The 16,215-nt window shown below is 53.1% G+C and carries 14 protein-coding genes, 3 tRNA genes and 3 rRNA genes; 11 read left to right on the plus strand and 9 right to left on the minus strand.

What is annotated here, in order from left to right:
* Positions 1 to 22: 22 nt before the first annotated feature.
* Positions 23 to 283 (minus strand): Rho-binding antiterminator, encoded by a 261-nt coding sequence (gene rof / locus NI40_RS03965; protein WP_008501890.1) that lies wholly within the window; start codon positions 281 to 283, stop codon positions 23 to 25.
* Positions 270 to 470: a YaeP family protein gene (locus tag NI40_RS22445; RefSeq protein WP_008501889.1), complete on the minus strand. Its 201-nt coding sequence runs from the start codon at positions 468 to 470 to the stop codon at positions 270 to 272. The genes rof and NI40_RS22445 overlap by 14 nt, the downstream gene beginning before the upstream one ends.
* Positions 471 to 666: 196 nt before the next feature.
* Between NI40_RS22445 and NI40_RS03970 the strand changes: the two genes are divergently transcribed.
* Genes NI40_RS03970 through nlpE form a run of 3 tightly spaced genes read left to right on the plus strand, consistent with a single transcriptional unit; the run spans position 667 to position 2,364 of the window.
* Positions 667 to 1,212 carry a YaeQ family protein gene (locus NI40_RS03970; RefSeq protein ID WP_039260576.1) on the plus strand — a complete coding sequence of 182 codons (546 nt, stop codon included), beginning with the start codon at positions 667 to 669 and terminating at the stop codon, positions 1,210 to 1,212.
* On the plus strand, positions 1,209 to 1,631 hold the full coding sequence (gene arfB / locus NI40_RS03975) for an alternative ribosome rescue aminoacyl-tRNA hydrolase ArfB (protein WP_039260574.1): 423 nt from the start codon (positions 1,209 to 1,211) through the stop codon (positions 1,629 to 1,631). Before NI40_RS03970 ends, arfB begins: the two co-directional genes overlap by 4 nt.
* A gap of 34 nt (positions 1,632 to 1,665) precedes the next feature.
* Positions 1,666 to 2,364, plus strand: coding sequence for an envelope stress response activation lipoprotein NlpE (nlpE, locus tag NI40_RS03980; RefSeq protein ID WP_039260572.1), 699 nt, complete (start codon positions 1,666 to 1,668; stop codon positions 2,362 to 2,364).
* A 46-nt stretch (positions 2,365 to 2,410) separates the two neighbouring features.
* Here nlpE and proS read toward each other — a convergent pair whose 3' ends face one another.
* The 6 genes from proS to metN form a co-directional block, all read right to left on the minus strand.
* The gene (proS, locus tag NI40_RS03985; protein WP_033144681.1) at positions 2,411 to 4,129 is read right to left on the minus strand and encodes a proline--tRNA ligase; all 1,719 of its coding nucleotides are present in this window, start codon (positions 4,127 to 4,129) and stop codon (positions 2,411 to 2,413) included.
* A 112-nt stretch (positions 4,130 to 4,241) separates the two neighbouring features.
* The gene (gene tsaA, locus NI40_RS03990) at positions 4,242 to 4,949 is read right to left on the minus strand and encodes a tRNA (N6-threonylcarbamoyladenosine(37)-N6)-methyltransferase TrmO (RefSeq protein WP_039260568.1); all 708 of its coding nucleotides are present in this window, start codon (positions 4,947 to 4,949) and stop codon (positions 4,242 to 4,244) included.
* Positions 4,946 to 5,350 (minus strand): Rcs stress response system protein RcsF, encoded by a 405-nt coding sequence (gene rcsF, locus NI40_RS03995; protein ID WP_008501883.1) that lies wholly within the window; start codon positions 5,348 to 5,350, stop codon positions 4,946 to 4,948. The genes tsaA and rcsF overlap by 4 nt, the downstream gene beginning before the upstream one ends.
* A gap of 106 nt (positions 5,351 to 5,456) precedes the next feature.
* A complete protein-coding gene (gene metQ, locus NI40_RS04000; protein WP_014168729.1) occupies positions 5,457 to 6,272 on the minus strand; it encodes a methionine ABC transporter substrate-binding lipoprotein MetQ in 816 nt (271 codons plus the stop codon).
* A gap of 40 nt (positions 6,273 to 6,312) precedes the next feature.
* Positions 6,313 to 6,966, minus strand: coding sequence for a methionine ABC transporter permease MetI (locus NI40_RS04005; protein WP_014168730.1), 654 nt, complete (start codon positions 6,964 to 6,966; stop codon positions 6,313 to 6,315).
* Positions 6,959 to 7,990 (minus strand): methionine ABC transporter ATP-binding protein MetN, encoded by a 1,032-nt coding sequence (metN, locus tag NI40_RS04010; RefSeq protein ID WP_023310475.1) that lies wholly within the window; start codon positions 7,988 to 7,990, stop codon positions 6,959 to 6,961. The genes NI40_RS04005 and metN overlap by 8 nt, the downstream gene beginning before the upstream one ends.
* Positions 7,991 to 8,178: 188 nt before the next feature.
* On the opposite strand from metN, the gene gmhB reads away from it, so the two are divergent.
* The 8 genes from gmhB to dkgB all read left to right on the plus strand — a co-directional run bounded on the left by gmhB (position 8,179) and on the right by dkgB (position 15,276).
* On the plus strand, positions 8,179 to 8,745 hold the full coding sequence (gmhB, locus tag NI40_RS04015; protein ID WP_039260558.1) for a D-glycero-beta-D-manno-heptose 1,7-bisphosphate 7-phosphatase: 567 nt from the start codon (positions 8,179 to 8,181) through the stop codon (positions 8,743 to 8,745).
* 368 nt (positions 8,746 to 9,113) lie between these two features.
* Positions 9,114 to 10,655, plus strand: a 16S ribosomal RNA gene (locus NI40_RS04020).
* Positions 10,656 to 10,725: 70 nt separating this feature from the next.
* Positions 10,726 to 10,802, plus strand: a tRNA-Ile gene (locus NI40_RS04025).
* Between the two features lie 42 nt (positions 10,803 to 10,844).
* Positions 10,845 to 10,920: transfer RNA gene (locus tag NI40_RS04030), tRNA-Ala, on the plus strand.
* A gap of 170 nt (positions 10,921 to 11,090) precedes the next feature.
* A 23S ribosomal RNA gene (locus NI40_RS04035) occupies positions 11,091 to 13,995 on the plus strand.
* A gap of 69 nt (positions 13,996 to 14,064) precedes the next feature.
* Positions 14,065 to 14,180: ribosomal RNA gene (gene rrf / locus NI40_RS04040) — 5S ribosomal RNA — on the plus strand.
* The 16S, 23S and 5S rRNA genes sit together here with 3 tRNA genes alongside, the layout of an rRNA operon.
* Positions 14,181 to 14,235: 55 nt before the next feature.
* Positions 14,236 to 14,312 (plus strand) — tRNA-Asp (locus NI40_RS04045).
* A 160-nt stretch (positions 14,313 to 14,472) separates the two neighbouring features.
* A complete protein-coding gene (gene dkgB, locus NI40_RS04050; RefSeq protein WP_039263849.1) occupies positions 14,473 to 15,276 on the plus strand; it encodes a 2,5-didehydrogluconate reductase DkgB in 804 nt (267 codons plus the stop codon).
* A 29-nt stretch (positions 15,277 to 15,305) separates the two neighbouring features.
* Here the strand turns inward: dkgB and yafC are convergent, their stop codons facing one another.
* A complete protein-coding gene (gene yafC, locus NI40_RS04055) occupies positions 15,306 to 16,211 on the minus strand; it encodes a DNA-binding transcriptional regulator YafC (RefSeq protein WP_029739684.1) in 906 nt (301 codons plus the stop codon).
* Positions 16,212 to 16,215 lie beyond the last annotated feature (4 nt).

Here is a 16,215-nt window from a genome sequence, read left to right on the forward strand (position 1 = left end):
GCCAGGCTGCCCGTTAGTGTCATCAGGATTCGCTCACCACGACGGTGCCGATTTGCGGGTGGCTGAAGCTGGCTATTTTGTCCAGACGCAGCTCACGCGTCGCACCGGCGTCTTCCACTATCAGGTATTCCACATTCTTTCGTGAAACCAGATCGCTGGCTTTCGCCTTCAACACTTCGCCATCTTTTAGCTCCAGCGTCAGTAATAAATGATGCTGGCAGGCGAGTTCGAGGTTGTCATAGTCATCACAATTGATGGGTTGATAAGTATCATTCATCGACATAATCGCTCACCAGTAAATTCGCCGCAGCATACGCTGCTTTTTCCCTGACCGACTCTGAAAGGCTCTCATCAGAGGCCACTTCATTAAGCACCTTCAATACACAGCCCAACGCGTCCGGGACATACCCCAGATCTCCGCTGGCGATTTCCGCATACCGTTTGCGAATTAACTCACAATAATTATTCACATCCCCTCCCGCCAGCGCACTGACTTACTGTGAGATATCATTAAGCCTACGAAGATAAACTCGGTTTAGCAAGGTGACTATACCATACTCATTTAAGCAATATCAGGGCCTTGATAGCGGTGTATTTAACACCCTGTAACAGCCTTTTGCCGCGGTTTTCGCTACAATGTTCGCCTGATTCGAATGGAGTTCTCTCATGGCGCTGAAAGCGACAATTTATAAAGCTGTGGTCAATGTGGCCGATCTGGATCGCAACCAGTTCCTCGATGCGTCGCTTACGCTGGCACGCCACCCCTCCGAAACCCAGGAGCGCATGATGCTGCGCCTGCTGGCGTGGATTAAGTATGCCGACGAGCGTCTGCAGTTTTCCCGTGGTTTAAGCGCAGAAGACGAGCCTGAAGCTTGGCTGCGCAACGATCATCTGGGTATCGATTTGTGGATCGAACTCGGCCTGCCTGACGAGCGCAGAGTTAAGAAGGCCTGCACCCAGTCCGCTGAAGTGGCCTTATTCGCGTATAATCAGCGCGCGGCGGAGATCTGGTGGCAGCAAAACAAGAGCAAGTGCGGACAGTTTAAAAATCTCACGGTCTGGTATCTGGATGATGAGCAGCTGGCGCAGTTGAGCGAGTTCGCCAGCCGGACCATGGTTTTGCAGGCGACGATTCAGGATGGCGCCATCTGGCTCTCTGATTCTCAGAATAATCTGGAAATTCATTTAACGGCGTGGCAACCCGCGTCATGATCGTCTTGTCCCGAAACGTCAGCATCCCTGACAGCGAGCTGGAGATCACCGCCATTCGTGCGCAGGGAGCAGGCGGGCAGCACGTCAACAAGGCGTCGACGGCTATCCATTTGCGTTTTGACATTCGGGCCTCAAGCCTGCCAGAGTATTATAAAGAAAGCCTGCTTGCCGCCAGCCATCACCTGATCACCAGCGATGGCGTGATTGTGATCAAAGCCCAGGAGTACCGCAGCCAGGAGCTCAACCGGGAAGCGGCGGTAGCCAGGCTGGTGGCGGTCATCAAAGAGCTAACGGCAGTACAAAAAAGCCGCCGGGCAACGTGGCCGACCCGCGCATCGAAAGAGCGTCGGTTGTCCTCGAAGGCCCAAAAATCCACAGTGAAAGCACTACGCGGTAAAGTTCGTCGCCCGACAGAGTGACGAAAGGGAACACACTTTTCATAAGGAATTCATTGTGAAAAAAGCATTATGGTCAGCGCTGGCAGTGAGTACGCTGTTTGCGCTTTTTGGGTGTAACAACCGCTCCGAAACGCAGGTTTTACAACCCACGCAAACGGAAGAATTAAAACCGATGCAGCAAAGCTGGCGCGGCGTATTGCCTTGCGCGGACTGTGAAGGCATTGAAACGTCTCTGTTCCTGCAAAAAGATGGCACCTGGGTGATGAATCAGCGCTATCAGGGCGCTAAAGAGCCTTCTTCTTTTGCCACTTATGGAACATGGGCGCGTACGGCAGAGAAGCTGGTCCTGACGGATACCTCCGGTGAGAAAACCTTTTTCCGCGCCAAAGGCGAGGGGATGGAGATGCTCGACCGCGAAGGCAACCCGATTGAATCCCAGCTCAACTACACGCTGGCGCCGGTAAAAGCGGCTCTGCCTGCCACGCCGATGGCAATGCGGGGGATGTACTTCTATATGGCGGATGCGGCGATCTTTACCGACTGCGCAACCGGCAGGAAGGTCAGCGTGGCAAACAATGCGCAGCTTGAACGTGATTACGCTGTGGCACGCGGCAATGACAGTAAGCCGGTACTGCTGACGGTTGACGGTCACTTTACGCTGGAGCCAAACCCGGATAGCGGGGAGATGGTGAAAACGCTGGTGGCAGATAAAGACGCGAAGTTTGTTGCGGGTAAAGACTGTAACAGTAAATAAGCCGACGCTGAGCCATTAAAAAACCCCGCCTGAGCGGGGTTTTTGTTTAGCCTTTGATGGCTTTCACCAGGTAATCAAGAATGTCGCCTGTCTTGATCATCTGTTTCTCGCCGCTGCGACGGTATTTGTATTCAATCTCATCGCTGTCGAGGTTACGGTCGCCGATGACGACGGTGTGCGGGATACCGATCAGTTCCATATCGGCAAACATCACGCCCGGACGCTCTTTACGGTCATCCATCAGCACTTCGATACCCTGAGCGCGCAGCTCGGCATACAGCTTCTCGGCCAGCTCCTGCACGCGGTAAGACTTGTGCATGTTCATTGGCAGAATGGCCACCTGGAACGGCGCAATATTGTCCGGCCAGACGATGCCGCGTTCGTCGTAGTTCTGCTCAATCGCCGCAGCCACCACGCGCGTCACCCCGATACCGTAGCAACCCATGGTCAGGATCTGGTTACGGCCATCTTCACCCTGAACGGCCGCGTTCAGCGCGCGAGAGTATTTATCACCCAGCTGGAAGATATGACCCACTTCGATGCCGCGCTTAATCATCAGGGTACCCTGGCCGTCCGGGCTTGGATCGCCTGCAACCACGTTACGGATGTCAGCCACTTCCGGCGTCGCCACGTCGCGATCCCAGTTGATGCCGAAGTAATGTTTACCGTCGATGTTCGCACCTGCGGAGAAGTCGCTCATTGCCGCAACCGTGCGGTCAATGACAACAGGCACCGGCAGATTGACTGGACCCAGTGAACCTGGACCCGCATTCACCACGGCGCGGATTTCCGCTTCCGTTGCGAAGGTCAGCGGGCTGGCTACCTGCGGCAGCTTCTCGGCTTTCACTTCGTTCAGCTCGTGATCGCCACGCACCAGCAGCGCAACCAGCGGGTAAGCGCTACCTTCGGTGGATTTCACCAGCAGCGTTTTCACGGTTTTTTCGACAGGCAGATTGAACTGCTCAACCAGCTCGGCAATGGTTTTCGCGTTTGGCGTATCAACCAGCGTCATCTCTTGCGTTGCCGCGCCGCGTGGCTCTTTTGGCGCCAGCGCTTCTGCAAATTCGATATTCGCCGCGTAATCTGAAGAGTCAGAGAAGATCACATCGTCTTCACCGCTCTGCGCCAGAACCTGAAACTCATGGGAGGCGCTACCGCCGATGGAGCCGGTATCAGCCTGCACAGCACGGAAATCCAGACCCATGCGGGAGAAGATTTTGCTGTACGCCGCGTACATTGCGTCGTAGGTCTCTTGAAGTGATTCCTGAGAGGTGTGGAAAGAGTAAGCATCTTTCATCAGGAATTCGCGAGAGCGCATAACGCCGAAACGCGGGCGAACTTCGTCACGGAACTTGGTCTGGATCTGGAAGAAGTTCAGCGGCAGCTGTTTGTAAGAGCTCAGCTCATTACGAATCAGGTCGGTAATGACTTCTTCATGCGTTGGGCCGAGAACGAACGGACGCTCGCCGCGATCGACAAAGCGCAGCAGTTCAGGACCATATTGCTCCCAACGGCCGCTCTCCTGCCACAGGTCAGCGGGCTGAACCACAGGCATGGACACCTCGATAGCACCGGCGTTGTTCATCTCTTCACGCACGATGTTTTCGACTTTTTTCAGGACGCGCACGCCGGTCGGCAGCCAGGTATATAACCCGGAGGCCAGCTTGCGGATCATCCCGGCGCGCAGCATCAGCTGATGGCTGATCACTTCGGCGTCGGCAGGCGTCTCCTTCAGAGTGGAGAGCAGATATTGGCTAGTACGCATGTTGTTACGGTTCCATTTCGACGATTGGAACAGGCTGAAACACCAGCCTGACACAAAAAAAGTGGTTTAGTTTACCAGTGTGGCAAAGATGCCAAAAGAGAGGAGAACAAAATTACCTGGGTTCAAGGGCAAACACTTCAAAACCTGCCCCGGTGACGCGCCAGCGAACGTTGAAATCGAGCAGCCAGACGGCGTACGTTTTTCCTTCTTCCTCTTCTTTACGGTAGGCCGGACGCGGGTCCTGTGCCAGAACTTCAGTGATGAAATCCCGTAAGCGAGGATAGCGTTTCTCCAGCTGACCGAGCTGAGCGGTTATCTCTGGCGTAAAATAAACAGGCATGTCCGCCTGCGGCGCGTCCTGAGCATAACTTGCACGCGCGTCCGGGAGCGCTTCGGCGAAGGGCAAATAGGGTTTGATGTCGATTACCGGCGTGCCGTCCACCAGGTCCAGGCTACCTAACTCCAGTATCACCCGATCTTTCTGGCAGCGTATGCCTTTCAGTTCAACCAGCGACATGCCAATCGGGTTTGGGCGGAAGGTCGAGCGGGTCGCAAACACGCCCATTCTCGCATTTCCGCCAAGACGAGGAGGCCGCACGGTAGGCCGCCAGCCGCCTTCCATCGTCTGGTGAAACACGAACACCACCCATAAATGGCTGAAAGCCTCAAGCCCGCGTACCGCATCGGCCTGATTGTAAGGCGCAATCAGGTGAAGCTCACCGCTTCCGCTGGTGACCAGACCGGGCTGGCGGGGGACGGCGAACTTCTCTTTATAAGGAGAGTGGATAACGCCTATCTGCTCGAACTGAAATGCACTCATTTCGCCGTGATGTTCAGCGCAGAACCGATGCAAACCGCCTGACGGTAGCAGCCCGGCGTGCCGCTGGTGACTTCGCAGCTGTGCAGCAGAACCGCGTTGGCTTTCATTTTTGCGGCATTAATCTGCATACGTTTACGCGCTGTCGGAATATTCGGTGGTGAGTCCTGATTGGTTGCCTGACAGGATTCGCCGCTCACTTCGCCCAGTTCACGGAACGGTTTACCGACGAGTTCGTCTGCTTTCGTGATAATGCGAACCGGCGCAGGGCGAACCACTTTCGGTTTTGCAGGCTCGGTTTTTGGCGGGGTTGCCGTGCTTTGAACAGGTTCAACGGGAGATCTGCTTAGCATAGAACAGCCGCTCAGCATGAGTGCTAAAAGACAGATCGGTAAAGCACGCATAATAGTTCCTCAATGGATAATCAAAACGTCAGATATTGAATCAGTTGACTGCACAAATGACAAGACGGGCATAAGCCCGTCCTGATGATATTACACTGAGGTGAGATTACCAGCCTTTAACAGCGCCGCCGTTAAACACTTTGTTGGCTTCCTGGTAAACTTCATCAGACTGATAAGCCTGAACGAATTTCTTCACGTTTTCCGCGTCCTTGTTGTCTTCGCGAGTCACGATCAGGTTAACGTACGGGGAGTCTTTATCTTCTACGAAGATACCGTCTTTGGCTGGCGTCAGGCCAATCTGGCTGGCATAAGTGGTGTTGATCACGGCCAGGGCAATCTGCGCATCGTCCAGAGAACGTGGCAGCTGCGGTGCTTCCAGTTCAACAATTTTCAGATTTTTCGGGTTCTCGGTGACATCCAGAACGGTTGGCAGCAGGCCAACACCGTCTTTCAGTTTGATCAGGCCCACTTTCTGCAGCAGCAGCAGGGAACGGCCAAGGTTGGTTGGGTCGTTAGGCACGGCAACCTGAGAGCCCGGCTGCAGCTCGTCCAGCGATTTAATTTTCTTAGAGTAACCGGCAATTGGATAAACGAAGGTGTTACCAACACCCACCAGTTTATAGCCACGATCTTTGATCTGCTGATCCAGGTATGGCTTATGCTGGAAGGCGTTAGCGTCGATATCGCCTTTGCTCAGCGCTTCGTTCGGCAGAACGTAATCGTTGAAGGTCACCAGCTCAACGTCCAGGCCATACTTCTCTTTCGCCACTTTCTGAGCAACTTCAGCAACCTGTTGTTCTGCACCCACGATAACGCCCACTTTAATGTGGTTTGGATCTTTTTCGTCCTGACCGCAACCCACCAGTGCCAGAGAGCCGATCAGCGCGCCTACTGCTGCAAAGGTCTTTAATTTAAACGCCATGTTTTATCCTTAACTCGTAGAGTTTGTGTTGTGTGTAACGTTATTTGTGAGTAACGGTCCGGACGATGCGATCGCCGGAGAACTGGATTAAATAAACCAGAACAACCAGCAATACCAGAACGGTATTCATCACGGTAGCGTTATATCCAATATAGCCGTACTGGTAACCAATCTGGCCTAAACCGCCAGCGCCAACTGCGCCACCCATTGCGGAATAACCGACCAGCGTGATGAGCGTGATGGTTGCCGCGTTCACCAGGCCTGGCAGTGCTTCCGGGAGCAGGACTTTGCGGACGATCTGCATCGGCGTTGCGCCCATCGCGCGTGAGGCTTCGATCAAACCGGTTGGGATCTCCAGCAGGGCGTTTTCCACCATACGGGCGATAAACGGCGCAGCCCCCACGGTCAGTGGAACAATGGCCGCCTGCAGACCGATAGACGTTCCGACGATCACGCGGGTAAACGGAATCATCCACACCAGCAGAATAATGAAGGGAATAGAACGGAAGATGTTCACCAGCGCTGAGAGCGTACGGTACAGTTTCGCGTTCTCAATGATTTGACCCGGACGCGTCACGTACAGCAATACGCCGACCGGCAGGCCAATCACAAAACCAAAGAAGCCAGAGACAAAGGTCATTGCCAGCGTTTCCCAAACGCCGCGAACCAGCAGCCACATCATCGGCTCAGACATAACCCAGTACCTCTACTTTTACATGGTGTTCTTGCAGCCAGGCAATCGCGGCCTGGGTTTCTTCTTGTGTGCCGTGCATTTCTGTCAGCATGATGCCGAACTTCACGCCACCGGCGTAATCCATCTGCGCGCTGATGATGTTGTTGTTCACGTTAAAGCGACGCGCGGTTTCGGAAAGCAGGGGAGCGTCAACGGACTGACCGGTGAACTCCATGCGCAGCATCGGGACGCTGTCTGCTGCGGGTTCGGTTTTCAAACGCTCCAGATAATCTTCCGGAATATCCAGATGCAGCGTGGACTGGATGAACTGCTGTGCCAGCGGCGTCTTCGGATGCGAGAAGACTTCACTTACCGTGTCCTGCTCGATCAGTTCACCGTTGCTGATGACCGCCACGCAGTCGCAGATGCGTTTCACCACGTCCATCTCATGCGTAATAAGGAGGATCGTCAGGCCCAGTCGACGGTTAATGTCTTTCAGCAGTTCCAGAATCGAACGCGTGGTTGCCGGATCCAGTGCGCTGGTGGCTTCATCGCACAGCAGTACCTTAGGATTACTTGCCAGCGCGCGGGCAATGGCCACACGCTGCTTTTGCCCACCGGACAGATTTGCCGGGTAGCTATCATGCTTGTCGCCCAGACCCACGAGGTCGAGCAGTTCGGTCACGCGACGCTTCACTTCTTCTTTTGGCGTATTATCCAGCTCAAGCGGCAGGGCAACGTTGCCGAACACGGTGCGGGAAGCCAGCAGGTTAAAGTGCTGGAAGATCATGCCAATCTGACGACGCGCTTTGGTGAGTTCTTTCTCTGAGAGGGCGGTAAGTTCCTGGCCGCCAACTTCTACGCTGCCCTGGGTTGGGCGCTCAAGCAGGTTAACACAACGAATCAGCGTGCTTTTACCTGCACCCGATGCGCCAATGACGCCATAAATTTGACCAGCAGGAACATGCAGGCTGACGTTGTTCAGCGCCTGAATGGTTCGGTTCCCCTGCTGGAACACTTTGGTGATATTGGAAAGTTTAATCATTAGATTATTTTTATCGTATGTAAGTTAGTCGTGGCATTTTCTTCTGCCAGATACGGGTGATGACCGTAAACAAAACGGATGTTAAGGCATCCAGACGTCTAAATCAATCCAACTCTGTACGATGAGCACTTTATTGCGCTGCGATTCATGAGATACTAGTCGAACATGCCTTTTTCAGGAGCAAACCGGTGGCAAAATCAGTACCCGCAATTTTTCTCGATCGTGACGGCACTATTAATGTGGATCACGGTTATGTCCATGAAATTGATGAGTTCGAGTTTATCGAGGGCGTAATAGATGCCATGCGCCAGCTGAAAGAGATGGGTTATGCGCTGGTGGTTGTGACGAACCAGTCCGGTATTGCACGCGGTAAATTTACCGAAGCGCAGTTCGAGACGCTGACGGAATGGATGGACTGGTCGCTAGCCGACCGCGGTGTGGATCTCGACGGCATCTACTATTGTCCGCACCACCCGCAGGGTACCGTTGAAGCATATCGTCAGACCTGTGACTGCCGTAAGCCGCATCCTGGGATGTTCATCTCTGCACAGGAGTTCCTGCACATTGATATGTCTGCTTCTTATATGGTGGGCGATAAACTGGAAGATATGCAGGCAGCAGCGGCGGCGGGTGTAGGAACCAAAATATTAGTTCGCACCGGTAAGCCAGTGACGCCAGAAGCAGAAAATGCAGCGGATTGGGTAATTAATAGTCTGGCCGAACTGCCAAAAGAGATTAAAAAGCACCAAAAATAACCTTTTTGGCGAAAAGATGAGCGGTTGAAATAAAAATGCATTTTTCCGCTTGTCATTCCTCGGCCGCCCCCTATAATGCGCCTCCATCGACACGGCGGATGTGAATCACTTCACAAACAAGCCGGTCGGTTGAAGAGAAAAATTCTGAAATAACGGGTTGACTCTGAAAGAGGAAAGCGTAATATACGCCACCTCGCAACGGTGAGCGAAAGCCGCGTTGCAACTGCTCTTTAACAATTTATCAGACAATCTGTGTGGGCACTCAAAGTGACATGGATTCTTAACGTCGCAAGACGAAAAATGAATACCAAGTCTCTGAGTGAACATACGTAATTCATTACGAAGTTTAATTCACGAGCATCAAACTTAAATTGAAGAGTTTGATCATGGCTCAGATTGAACGCTGGCGGCAGGCCTAACACATGCAAGTCGAGCGGTAGCACAGGAGAGCTTGCTCTCCGGGTGACGAGCGGCGGACGGGTGAGTAATGTCTGGGAAACTGCCTGATGGAGGGGGATAACTACTGGAAACGGTAGCTAATACCGCATAACGTCGCAAGACCAAAGAGGGGGACCTTCGGGCCTCTTGCCATCAGATGTGCCCAGATGGGATTAGCTAGTAGGTGGGGTAACGGCTCACCTAGGCGACGATCCCTAGCTGGTCTGAGAGGATGACCAGCCACACTGGAACTGAGACACGGTCCAGACTCCTACGGGAGGCAGCAGTGGGGAATATTGCACAATGGGCGCAAGCCTGATGCAGCCATGCCGCGTGTATGAAGAAGGCCTTCGGGTTGTAAAGTACTTTCAGCGGGGAGGAAGGTGTTGAGGTTAATAACCTCAGCAATTGACGTTACCCGCAGAAGAAGCACCGGCTAACTCCGTGCCAGCAGCCGCGGTAATACGGAGGGTGCAAGCGTTAATCGGAATTACTGGGCGTAAAGCGCACGCAGGCGGTCTGTCAAGTCGGATGTGAAATCCCCGGGCTCAACCTGGGAACTGCATTCGAAACTGGCAGGCTAGAGTCTTGTAGAGGGGGGTAGAATTCCAGGTGTAGCGGTGAAATGCGTAGAGATCTGGAGGAATACCGGTGGCGAAGGCGGCCCCCTGGACAAAGACTGACGCTCAGGTGCGAAAGCGTGGGGAGCAAACAGGATTAGATACCCTGGTAGTCCACGCCGTAAACGATGTCGACTTGGAGGTTGTGCCCTTGAGGCGTGGCTTCCGGAGCTAACGCGTTAAGTCGACCGCCTGGGGAGTACGGCCGCAAGGTTAAAACTCAAATGAATTGACGGGGGCCCGCACAAGCGGTGGAGCATGTGGTTTAATTCGATGCAACGCGAAGAACCTTACCTACTCTTGACATCCAGAGAACTTTCCAGAGATGGATTGGTGCCTTCGGGAACTCTGAGACAGGTGCTGCATGGCTGTCGTCAGCTCGTGTTGTGAAATGTTGGGTTAAGTCCCGCAACGAGCGCAACCCTTATCCTTTGTTGCCAGCGGTTAGGCCGGGAACTCAAAGGAGACTGCCAGTGATAAACTGGAGGAAGGTGGGGATGACGTCAAGTCATCATGGCCCTTACGAGTAGGGCTACACACGTGCTACAATGGCGCATACAAAGAGAAGCGACCTCGCGAGAGCAAGCGGACCTCATAAAGTGCGTCGTAGTCCGGATTGGAGTCTGCAACTCGACTCCATGAAGTCGGAATCGCTAGTAATCGTAGATCAGAATGCTACGGTGAATACGTTCCCGGGCCTTGTACACACCGCCCGTCACACCATGGGAGTGGGTTGCAAAAGAAGTAGGTAGCTTAACCTTCGGGAGGGCGCTTACCACTTTGTGATTCATGACTGGGGTGAAGTCGTAACAAGGTAACCGTAGGGGAACCTGCGGTTGGATCACCTCCTTACCTTAAAGAACCTGCCTTTGTAGTGCTCACACAGATTGTCTGATGAAAAACAGCAGTAAAAAATCTCTGCAGGCTTGTAGCTCAGGTGGTTAGAGCGCACCCCTGATAAGGGTGAGGTCGGTGGTTCAAGTCCACTCAGGCCTACCAAACTCCTTTTAAAGGATGAGCGGTACAGAGATTGCAAACGATGGGGCTATAGCTCAGCTGGGAGAGCGCCTGCTTTGCACGCAGGAGGTCTGCGGTTCGATCCCGCATAGCTCCACCATCTTTTACTGCGAACACAAGAAAACTTCAGAGTGAACCTGAAAAGGTGCACTGCGAAGTTTTGCTCTTTAAAAATCTGGATCAAGCTGAAAATTGAAACGACACACATGTTATGTGTGTTCGAGTCTCTCAAATTTTCGCAATCAGAAGTGAAACATCTTCGGGTTGTGAGGTTAAGCGACTAAGCGTACACGGTGGATGCCCTGGCAGTCAGAGGCGATGAAGGACGTGCTAATCTGCGAAAAGCGCCGGCGAGGTGATATGAACCTTTGACCCGGCGATGTCCGAATGGGGAAACCCAGTGTGATTCGTCACACTATCGTTAACTGAATACATAGGTTAACGAGGCGAACCGGGGGAACTGAAACATCTAAGTACCCCGAGGAAAAGAAATCAACCGAGATTCCCCCAGTAGCGGCGAGCGAACGGGGAGCAGCCCAGAGTCTGAATCAGCTTGTGTGTTAGTGGAAGCGTCTGGAAAGTCGCACGGTACAGGGTGACAGTCCCGTACACGAAAGCACACAGGCTGTGAACTCGAAGAGTAGGGCGGGACACGTGGTATCCTGTCTGAATATGGGGGGACCATCCTCCAAGGCTAAATACTCCTGACTGACCGATAGTGAACCAGTACCGTGAGGGAAAGGCGAAAAGAACCCCGGCGAGGGGAGTGAAAAAGAACCTGAAACCGTGTACGTACAAGCAGTGGGAGCACCCTTGTGGTGTGACTGCGTACCTTTTGTATAATGGGTCAGCGACTTATATTCTGTAGCAAGGTTAACCGTATAGGGGAGCCGAAGGGAAACCGAGTCTTAACTGGGCGTTAAGTTGCAGGGTATAGACCCGAAACCCGGTGATCTAGCCATGGGCAGGTTGAAGGTTGGGTAACACTAACTGGAGGACCGAACCGACTAATGTTGAAAAATTAGCGGATGACTTGTGGCTGGGGGTGAAAGGCCAATCAAACCGGGAGATAGCTGGTTCTCCCCGAAAGCTATTTAGGTAGCGCCTCGTGAACTCATCTTCGGGGGTAGAGCACTGTTTCGGCTAGGGGGCCATCCCGGCTTACCAACCCGATGCAAACTACGAATACCGAAGAATGTTATCACGGGAGACACACGGCGGGTGCTAACGTCCGTCGTGAAGAGGGAAACAACCCAGACCGCCAGCTAAGGTCCCAAAGTCATGGTTAAGTGGGAAACGATGTGGGAAGGCACAGACAGCCAGGATGTTGGCTTAGAAGCAGCCATCATTTAAAGAAAGCGTAATAGCTCACTGGTCGAGTCGGCCTGCGCGGAAGATGTAACGGGGCTAAACCATGCACCGAAGCTGCGGCAGCGACGCTTAGGCGTTGTTGGGTAGGGGAGCGTTCTGTAAGCCGTTGAAGGTGTGCTGTGAGGCATGCTGGAGGTATCAGAAGTGCGAATGCTGACATAAGTAACGATAAAGCGGGTGAAAAGCCCGCTCGCCGGAAGACCAAGGGTTCCTGTCCAACGTTAATCGGGGCAGGGTGAGTCGACCCCTAAGGCGAGGCCGAAAGGCGTAGTCGATGGGAAACAGGTTAATATTCCTGTACTTGGTGTTACTGCGAAGGGGGGACGGAGAAGGCTATGTTAGCCGGGCGACGGTTGTCCCGGTTTAAGCATGTAGGCGGAGGTTCCAGGTAAATCCGGTACCTTTTAACGCTGAGGTGTGATGACGAGGCACTACGGTGCTGAAGTAACAAATGCCCTGCTTCCAGGAAAAGCCTCTAAGCATCAGGTAACATCAAATCGTACCCCAAACCGACACAGGTGGTCAGGTAGAGAATACCAAGGCGCTTGAGAGAACTCGGGTGAAGGAACTAGGCAAAATGGTGCCGTAACTTCGGGAGAAGGCACGCTGATATGTAGGTGAAGCCCCTGCGGGTGGAGCTGAAATCAGTCGAAGATACCAGCTGGCTGCAACTGTTTATTAAAAACACAGCACTGTGCAAACACGAAAGTGGACGTATACGGTGTGACGCCTGCCCGGTGCCGGAAGGTTAATTGATGGGGTTAGCGGCAACGCGAAGCTCTTGATCGAAGCCCCGGTAAACGGCGGCCGTAACTATAACGGTCCTAAGGTAGCGAAATTCCTTGTCGGGTAAGTTCCGACCTGCACGAATGGCGTAATGATGGCCAGGCTGTCTCCACCCGAGACTCAGTGAAATTGAACTCGCTGTGAAGATGCAGTGTACCCGCGGCAAGACGGAAAGACCCCGTGAACCTTTACTATAGCTTGACACTGAACACTGGTCCTTGATGTGTAGGATAGGTGGGAGGCTTTGAAGCGTGGACGCCAGTCTGCGTGGAGCCAACCTTGAAATACCACCCTTTAATGGCTGGTGTTCTAACGTAGACCCGTGATCCGGGTTGCGGACAGTGTCTGGTGGGTAGTTTGACTGGGGCGGTCTCCTCCCAAAGAGTAACGGAGGAGCACGAAGGTTAGCTAATCCTGGTCGGACATCAGGAGGTTAGTGCAATGGCATAAGCTAGCTTGACTGCGAGAGTGACGGCTCGAGCAGGTGCGAAAGCAGGTCATAGTGATCCGGTGGTTCTGAATGGAAGGGCCATCGCTCAACGGATAAAAGGTACTCCGGGGATAACAGGCTGATACCGCCCAAGAGTTCATATCGACGGCGGTGTTTGGCACCTCGATGTCGGCTCATCACATCCTGGGGCTGAAGTAGGTCCCAAGGGTATGGCTGTTCGCCATTTAAAGTGGTACGCGAGCTGGGTTTAGAACGTCGTGAGACAGTTCGGTCCCTATCTGCCGTGGGCGCTGGAGAATTGAGGGGGGCTGCTCCTAGTACGAGAGGACCGGAGTGGACGCATCACTGGTGTTCGGGTTGTCATGCCAATGGCACTGCCCGGTAGCTAAATGCGGAAAAGATAAGTGCTGAAAGCATCTAAGCACGAAACTTGCCCCGAGATGAGTTCTCCCTGACCCTTTAAGGGTCCTGAAGGAACGTTGAAGACTACGACGTTGATAGGTCGGGTGTGTAAGCGCAGCGATGCGTTGAGCTAACCGATACTAATGAACCGTGAGGCTTAACCTTACAACGCCGAAGCTGTTTCGGCGAAGAGACAGAGACGATTTTCAGCCTGATACAGATTAACAGAATTTGCCTGGCGGCTTTAGCGCGGTGGTCCCACCTGACCCCATGCCGAACTCAGAAGTGAAACGCCGTAGCGCCGATGGTAGTGTGGGGTCTCCCCATGTGAGAGTAGGGAACTGCCAGGCATCAAATTAAGTAGTAAGCCGGTGCATAAATCCGGTGGTTACAGCAGTCTTCGGTGGAGCGGTAGTTCAGTCGGTTAGAATACCTGCCTGTCACGCAGGGGGTCGCGGGTTCGAGTCCCGTCCGTTCCGCCACTTATTAAAAGCCCTGAGCTCACGCTCAGGGCTTTTTTCTTATCTGTCGTTTAATTATTGCGAAATTAGCAAAAATCCTCTGCGTTTTGCGATCTTTTTCTCTATAACAACGCCAGCGATAATCTTCCTCAGTTTACGAACATAATGATTGAGGAATAGTATGACTCTCCCTGCATTTGGTCTGGGCACTTTCCGCCTGAAAGACGACGTTGTTATCGCATCGGTTAAAACCGCACTCGAACTGGGTTATCGTGCAGTTGATACGGCACAGATCTATGAAAACGAAGCTGCCGTTGGACAAGCTCTCGAAGAGAGTGGTGTACCGCGTAACGAACTGTTTATCACCACGAAAATCTGGATTGAGAATCTCAGCAAAGATAAGCTGATCCCTAGTCTGAAAGAGAGCCTGAAAAAACTGCGTACTGACTACGTAGATCTGACGCTGATCCACTGGCCATCACCGAATGATGCCGTCTCAGTAGAAGAATTCATGCAGGCGCTGCTGGAAGCGAAAACACAGGGCTTAACCCGCGAAATTGGGATCTCCAACTTCACCATTCCGCTGATGGAAAAAGCCATTGCCGCTGTTGGCGCAGAAAATATTGCGACCAACCAGATTGAGCTGTCTCCATACCTGCAAAACCGCAAAGTCGTGGACTGGGCAAAACAGCACGGGATCCACATCACCTCATACATGACGCTGGCCTACGGTAAAGCGCTGAAAGATGAAGTGATTACGCGTATCGCAGAGAAACATAACGCCACTGCTGCGCAGGTGATTCTGGCATGGGCAATGGGTGAAGGTTATGCCGTGATCCCATCTTCAACTAAGCGTGAAAACCTGGCCAGCAACCTGTTAGCAACGGATCTTCAGCTGGATGCTGACGATAAAAAAGCGATCGCAGAACTGGAGTGCAACGATCGCCTGGTAAGCCCGGAAGGTTTAGCTCCTGACTGGGATTAAGATTGACCCGCCCTCTGTAACCTGAACCCTCACACAGCTCCTCCGGGAGCTGTTTTTATATGTTCACTCAGGAAGTCAATAAAGGCACGAATGCGCGTGCTTACCGCTCTGTCACTGTAATACACTGCGCTAAAAGGCATTTCGACCGGCAGACGTTTGTCGGCCATCAGCTCCACCAGTTCACCCCGCGCTATCTCCTTATCAATCATATAGTCGGACAAGCAGGCGATACCATTTCCTTCGAGACAAAGCTGCTTCAGCGTTTCCCCGCTGTTTGAGGATAACCCGCAGGTAATTTCATAAAGTTGACCATCATGACAGGCCACAGGCCAGGTGTTCAGCGACACCGGCTCCGTAAAGCCCAGGCACAGATGCTGCTTCAATTCTTCAACCGTCTCCGGTTTCCCATGCTCGGCAATATACTCTGGCGATGCGATAATTTTGCGGTAGCTGGCAAACAGAGGGCGGGCACGCAAGCTTGAATCTGTCAGGGTTCCCGCCCGGATAGCCACATCCACTTTCCGCTCGATGAGGTTGATAAACGTCTCTGAGGAGACCAGAGAAAGCGTCATCTCCGGATAGCGTTCGCGGAAAGGTTTGATCAGCGGCATCAGAAAATGGAGCACAACCGGCGTGGCCGCATCAATGCGCAGCAACCCACGCGGCGTGCTGCGGGTCTCCATAATCTCCGTCTCCGCTGCAGCCATCTCCTGCAATACCGACTGCACGCGGCGGAAGTAACGCTCTCCCTCTTCCGTCAGGCTCAGCTGCCGCGTCGTTCGGTTAAGCAGACTCACTCCAAGCTTCATCTCCAGTTTTTTTACCGAACGGCTGATGGCTGAGTTAGCCTGACCCAGCTGTTCGGCCGCGCGGCTAAAGCTACCGCTTTCAACGACGGCGACAAAGATTGTCAGCTCTTCCGATGTTGCTTTCATTTTT

The organism is Enterobacter sp. E20, from assembly GCF_000801755.2.
GTDB classification, from domain to species: domain Bacteria; phylum Pseudomonadota; class Gammaproteobacteria; order Enterobacterales; family Enterobacteriaceae; genus Enterobacter; species Enterobacter asburiae_B.

What these genes read in the sequence shown, in the direction of transcription:
- rof (WP_008501890.1), bottom strand. Translation starts at nt 283, where the DNA reads ATGTCGATGAATGATACTTATCAACCCATCAATTGTGATGACTATGAC.
- NI40_RS03970 (WP_039260576.1), top strand. Translation starts at nt 667, where the DNA reads ATGGCGCTGAAAGCGACAATTTATAAAGCTGTGGTCAATGTGGCCGAT.
- arfB (WP_039260574.1), top strand. Translation starts at nt 1,209, where the DNA reads ATGATCGTCTTGTCCCGAAACGTCAGCATCCCTGACAGCGAGCTGGAG.
- proS (WP_033144681.1), bottom strand. Translation starts at nt 4,129, where the DNA reads ATGCGTACTAGCCAATATCTGCTCTCCACTCTGAAGGAGACGCCTGCC.
- tsaA (WP_039260568.1), bottom strand. Translation starts at nt 4,949, where the DNA reads ATGAGTGCATTTCAGTTCGAGCAGATAGGCGTTATCCACTCTCCTTAT.
- rcsF (WP_008501883.1), bottom strand. Translation starts at nt 5,350, where the DNA reads ATGCGTGCTTTACCGATCTGTCTTTTAGCACTCATGCTGAGCGGCTGT.
- metQ (WP_014168729.1), bottom strand. Translation starts at nt 6,272, where the DNA reads ATGGCGTTTAAATTAAAGACCTTTGCAGCAGTAGGCGCGCTGATCGGC.
- NI40_RS04005 (WP_014168730.1), bottom strand. Translation starts at nt 6,966, where the DNA reads ATGTCTGAGCCGATGATGTGGCTGCTGGTTCGCGGCGTTTGGGAAACG.
- metN (WP_023310475.1), bottom strand. Translation starts at nt 7,990, where the DNA reads ATGATTAAACTTTCCAATATCACCAAAGTGTTCCAGCAGGGGAACCGA.
- dkgB (WP_039263849.1), top strand. Translation starts at nt 14,473, where the DNA reads ATGACTCTCCCTGCATTTGGTCTGGGCACTTTCCGCCTGAAAGACGAC.
- yafC (WP_029739684.1), bottom strand. Translation starts at nt 16,211, where the DNA reads ATGAAAGCAACATCGGAAGAGCTGACAATCTTTGTCGCCGTCGTTGAA.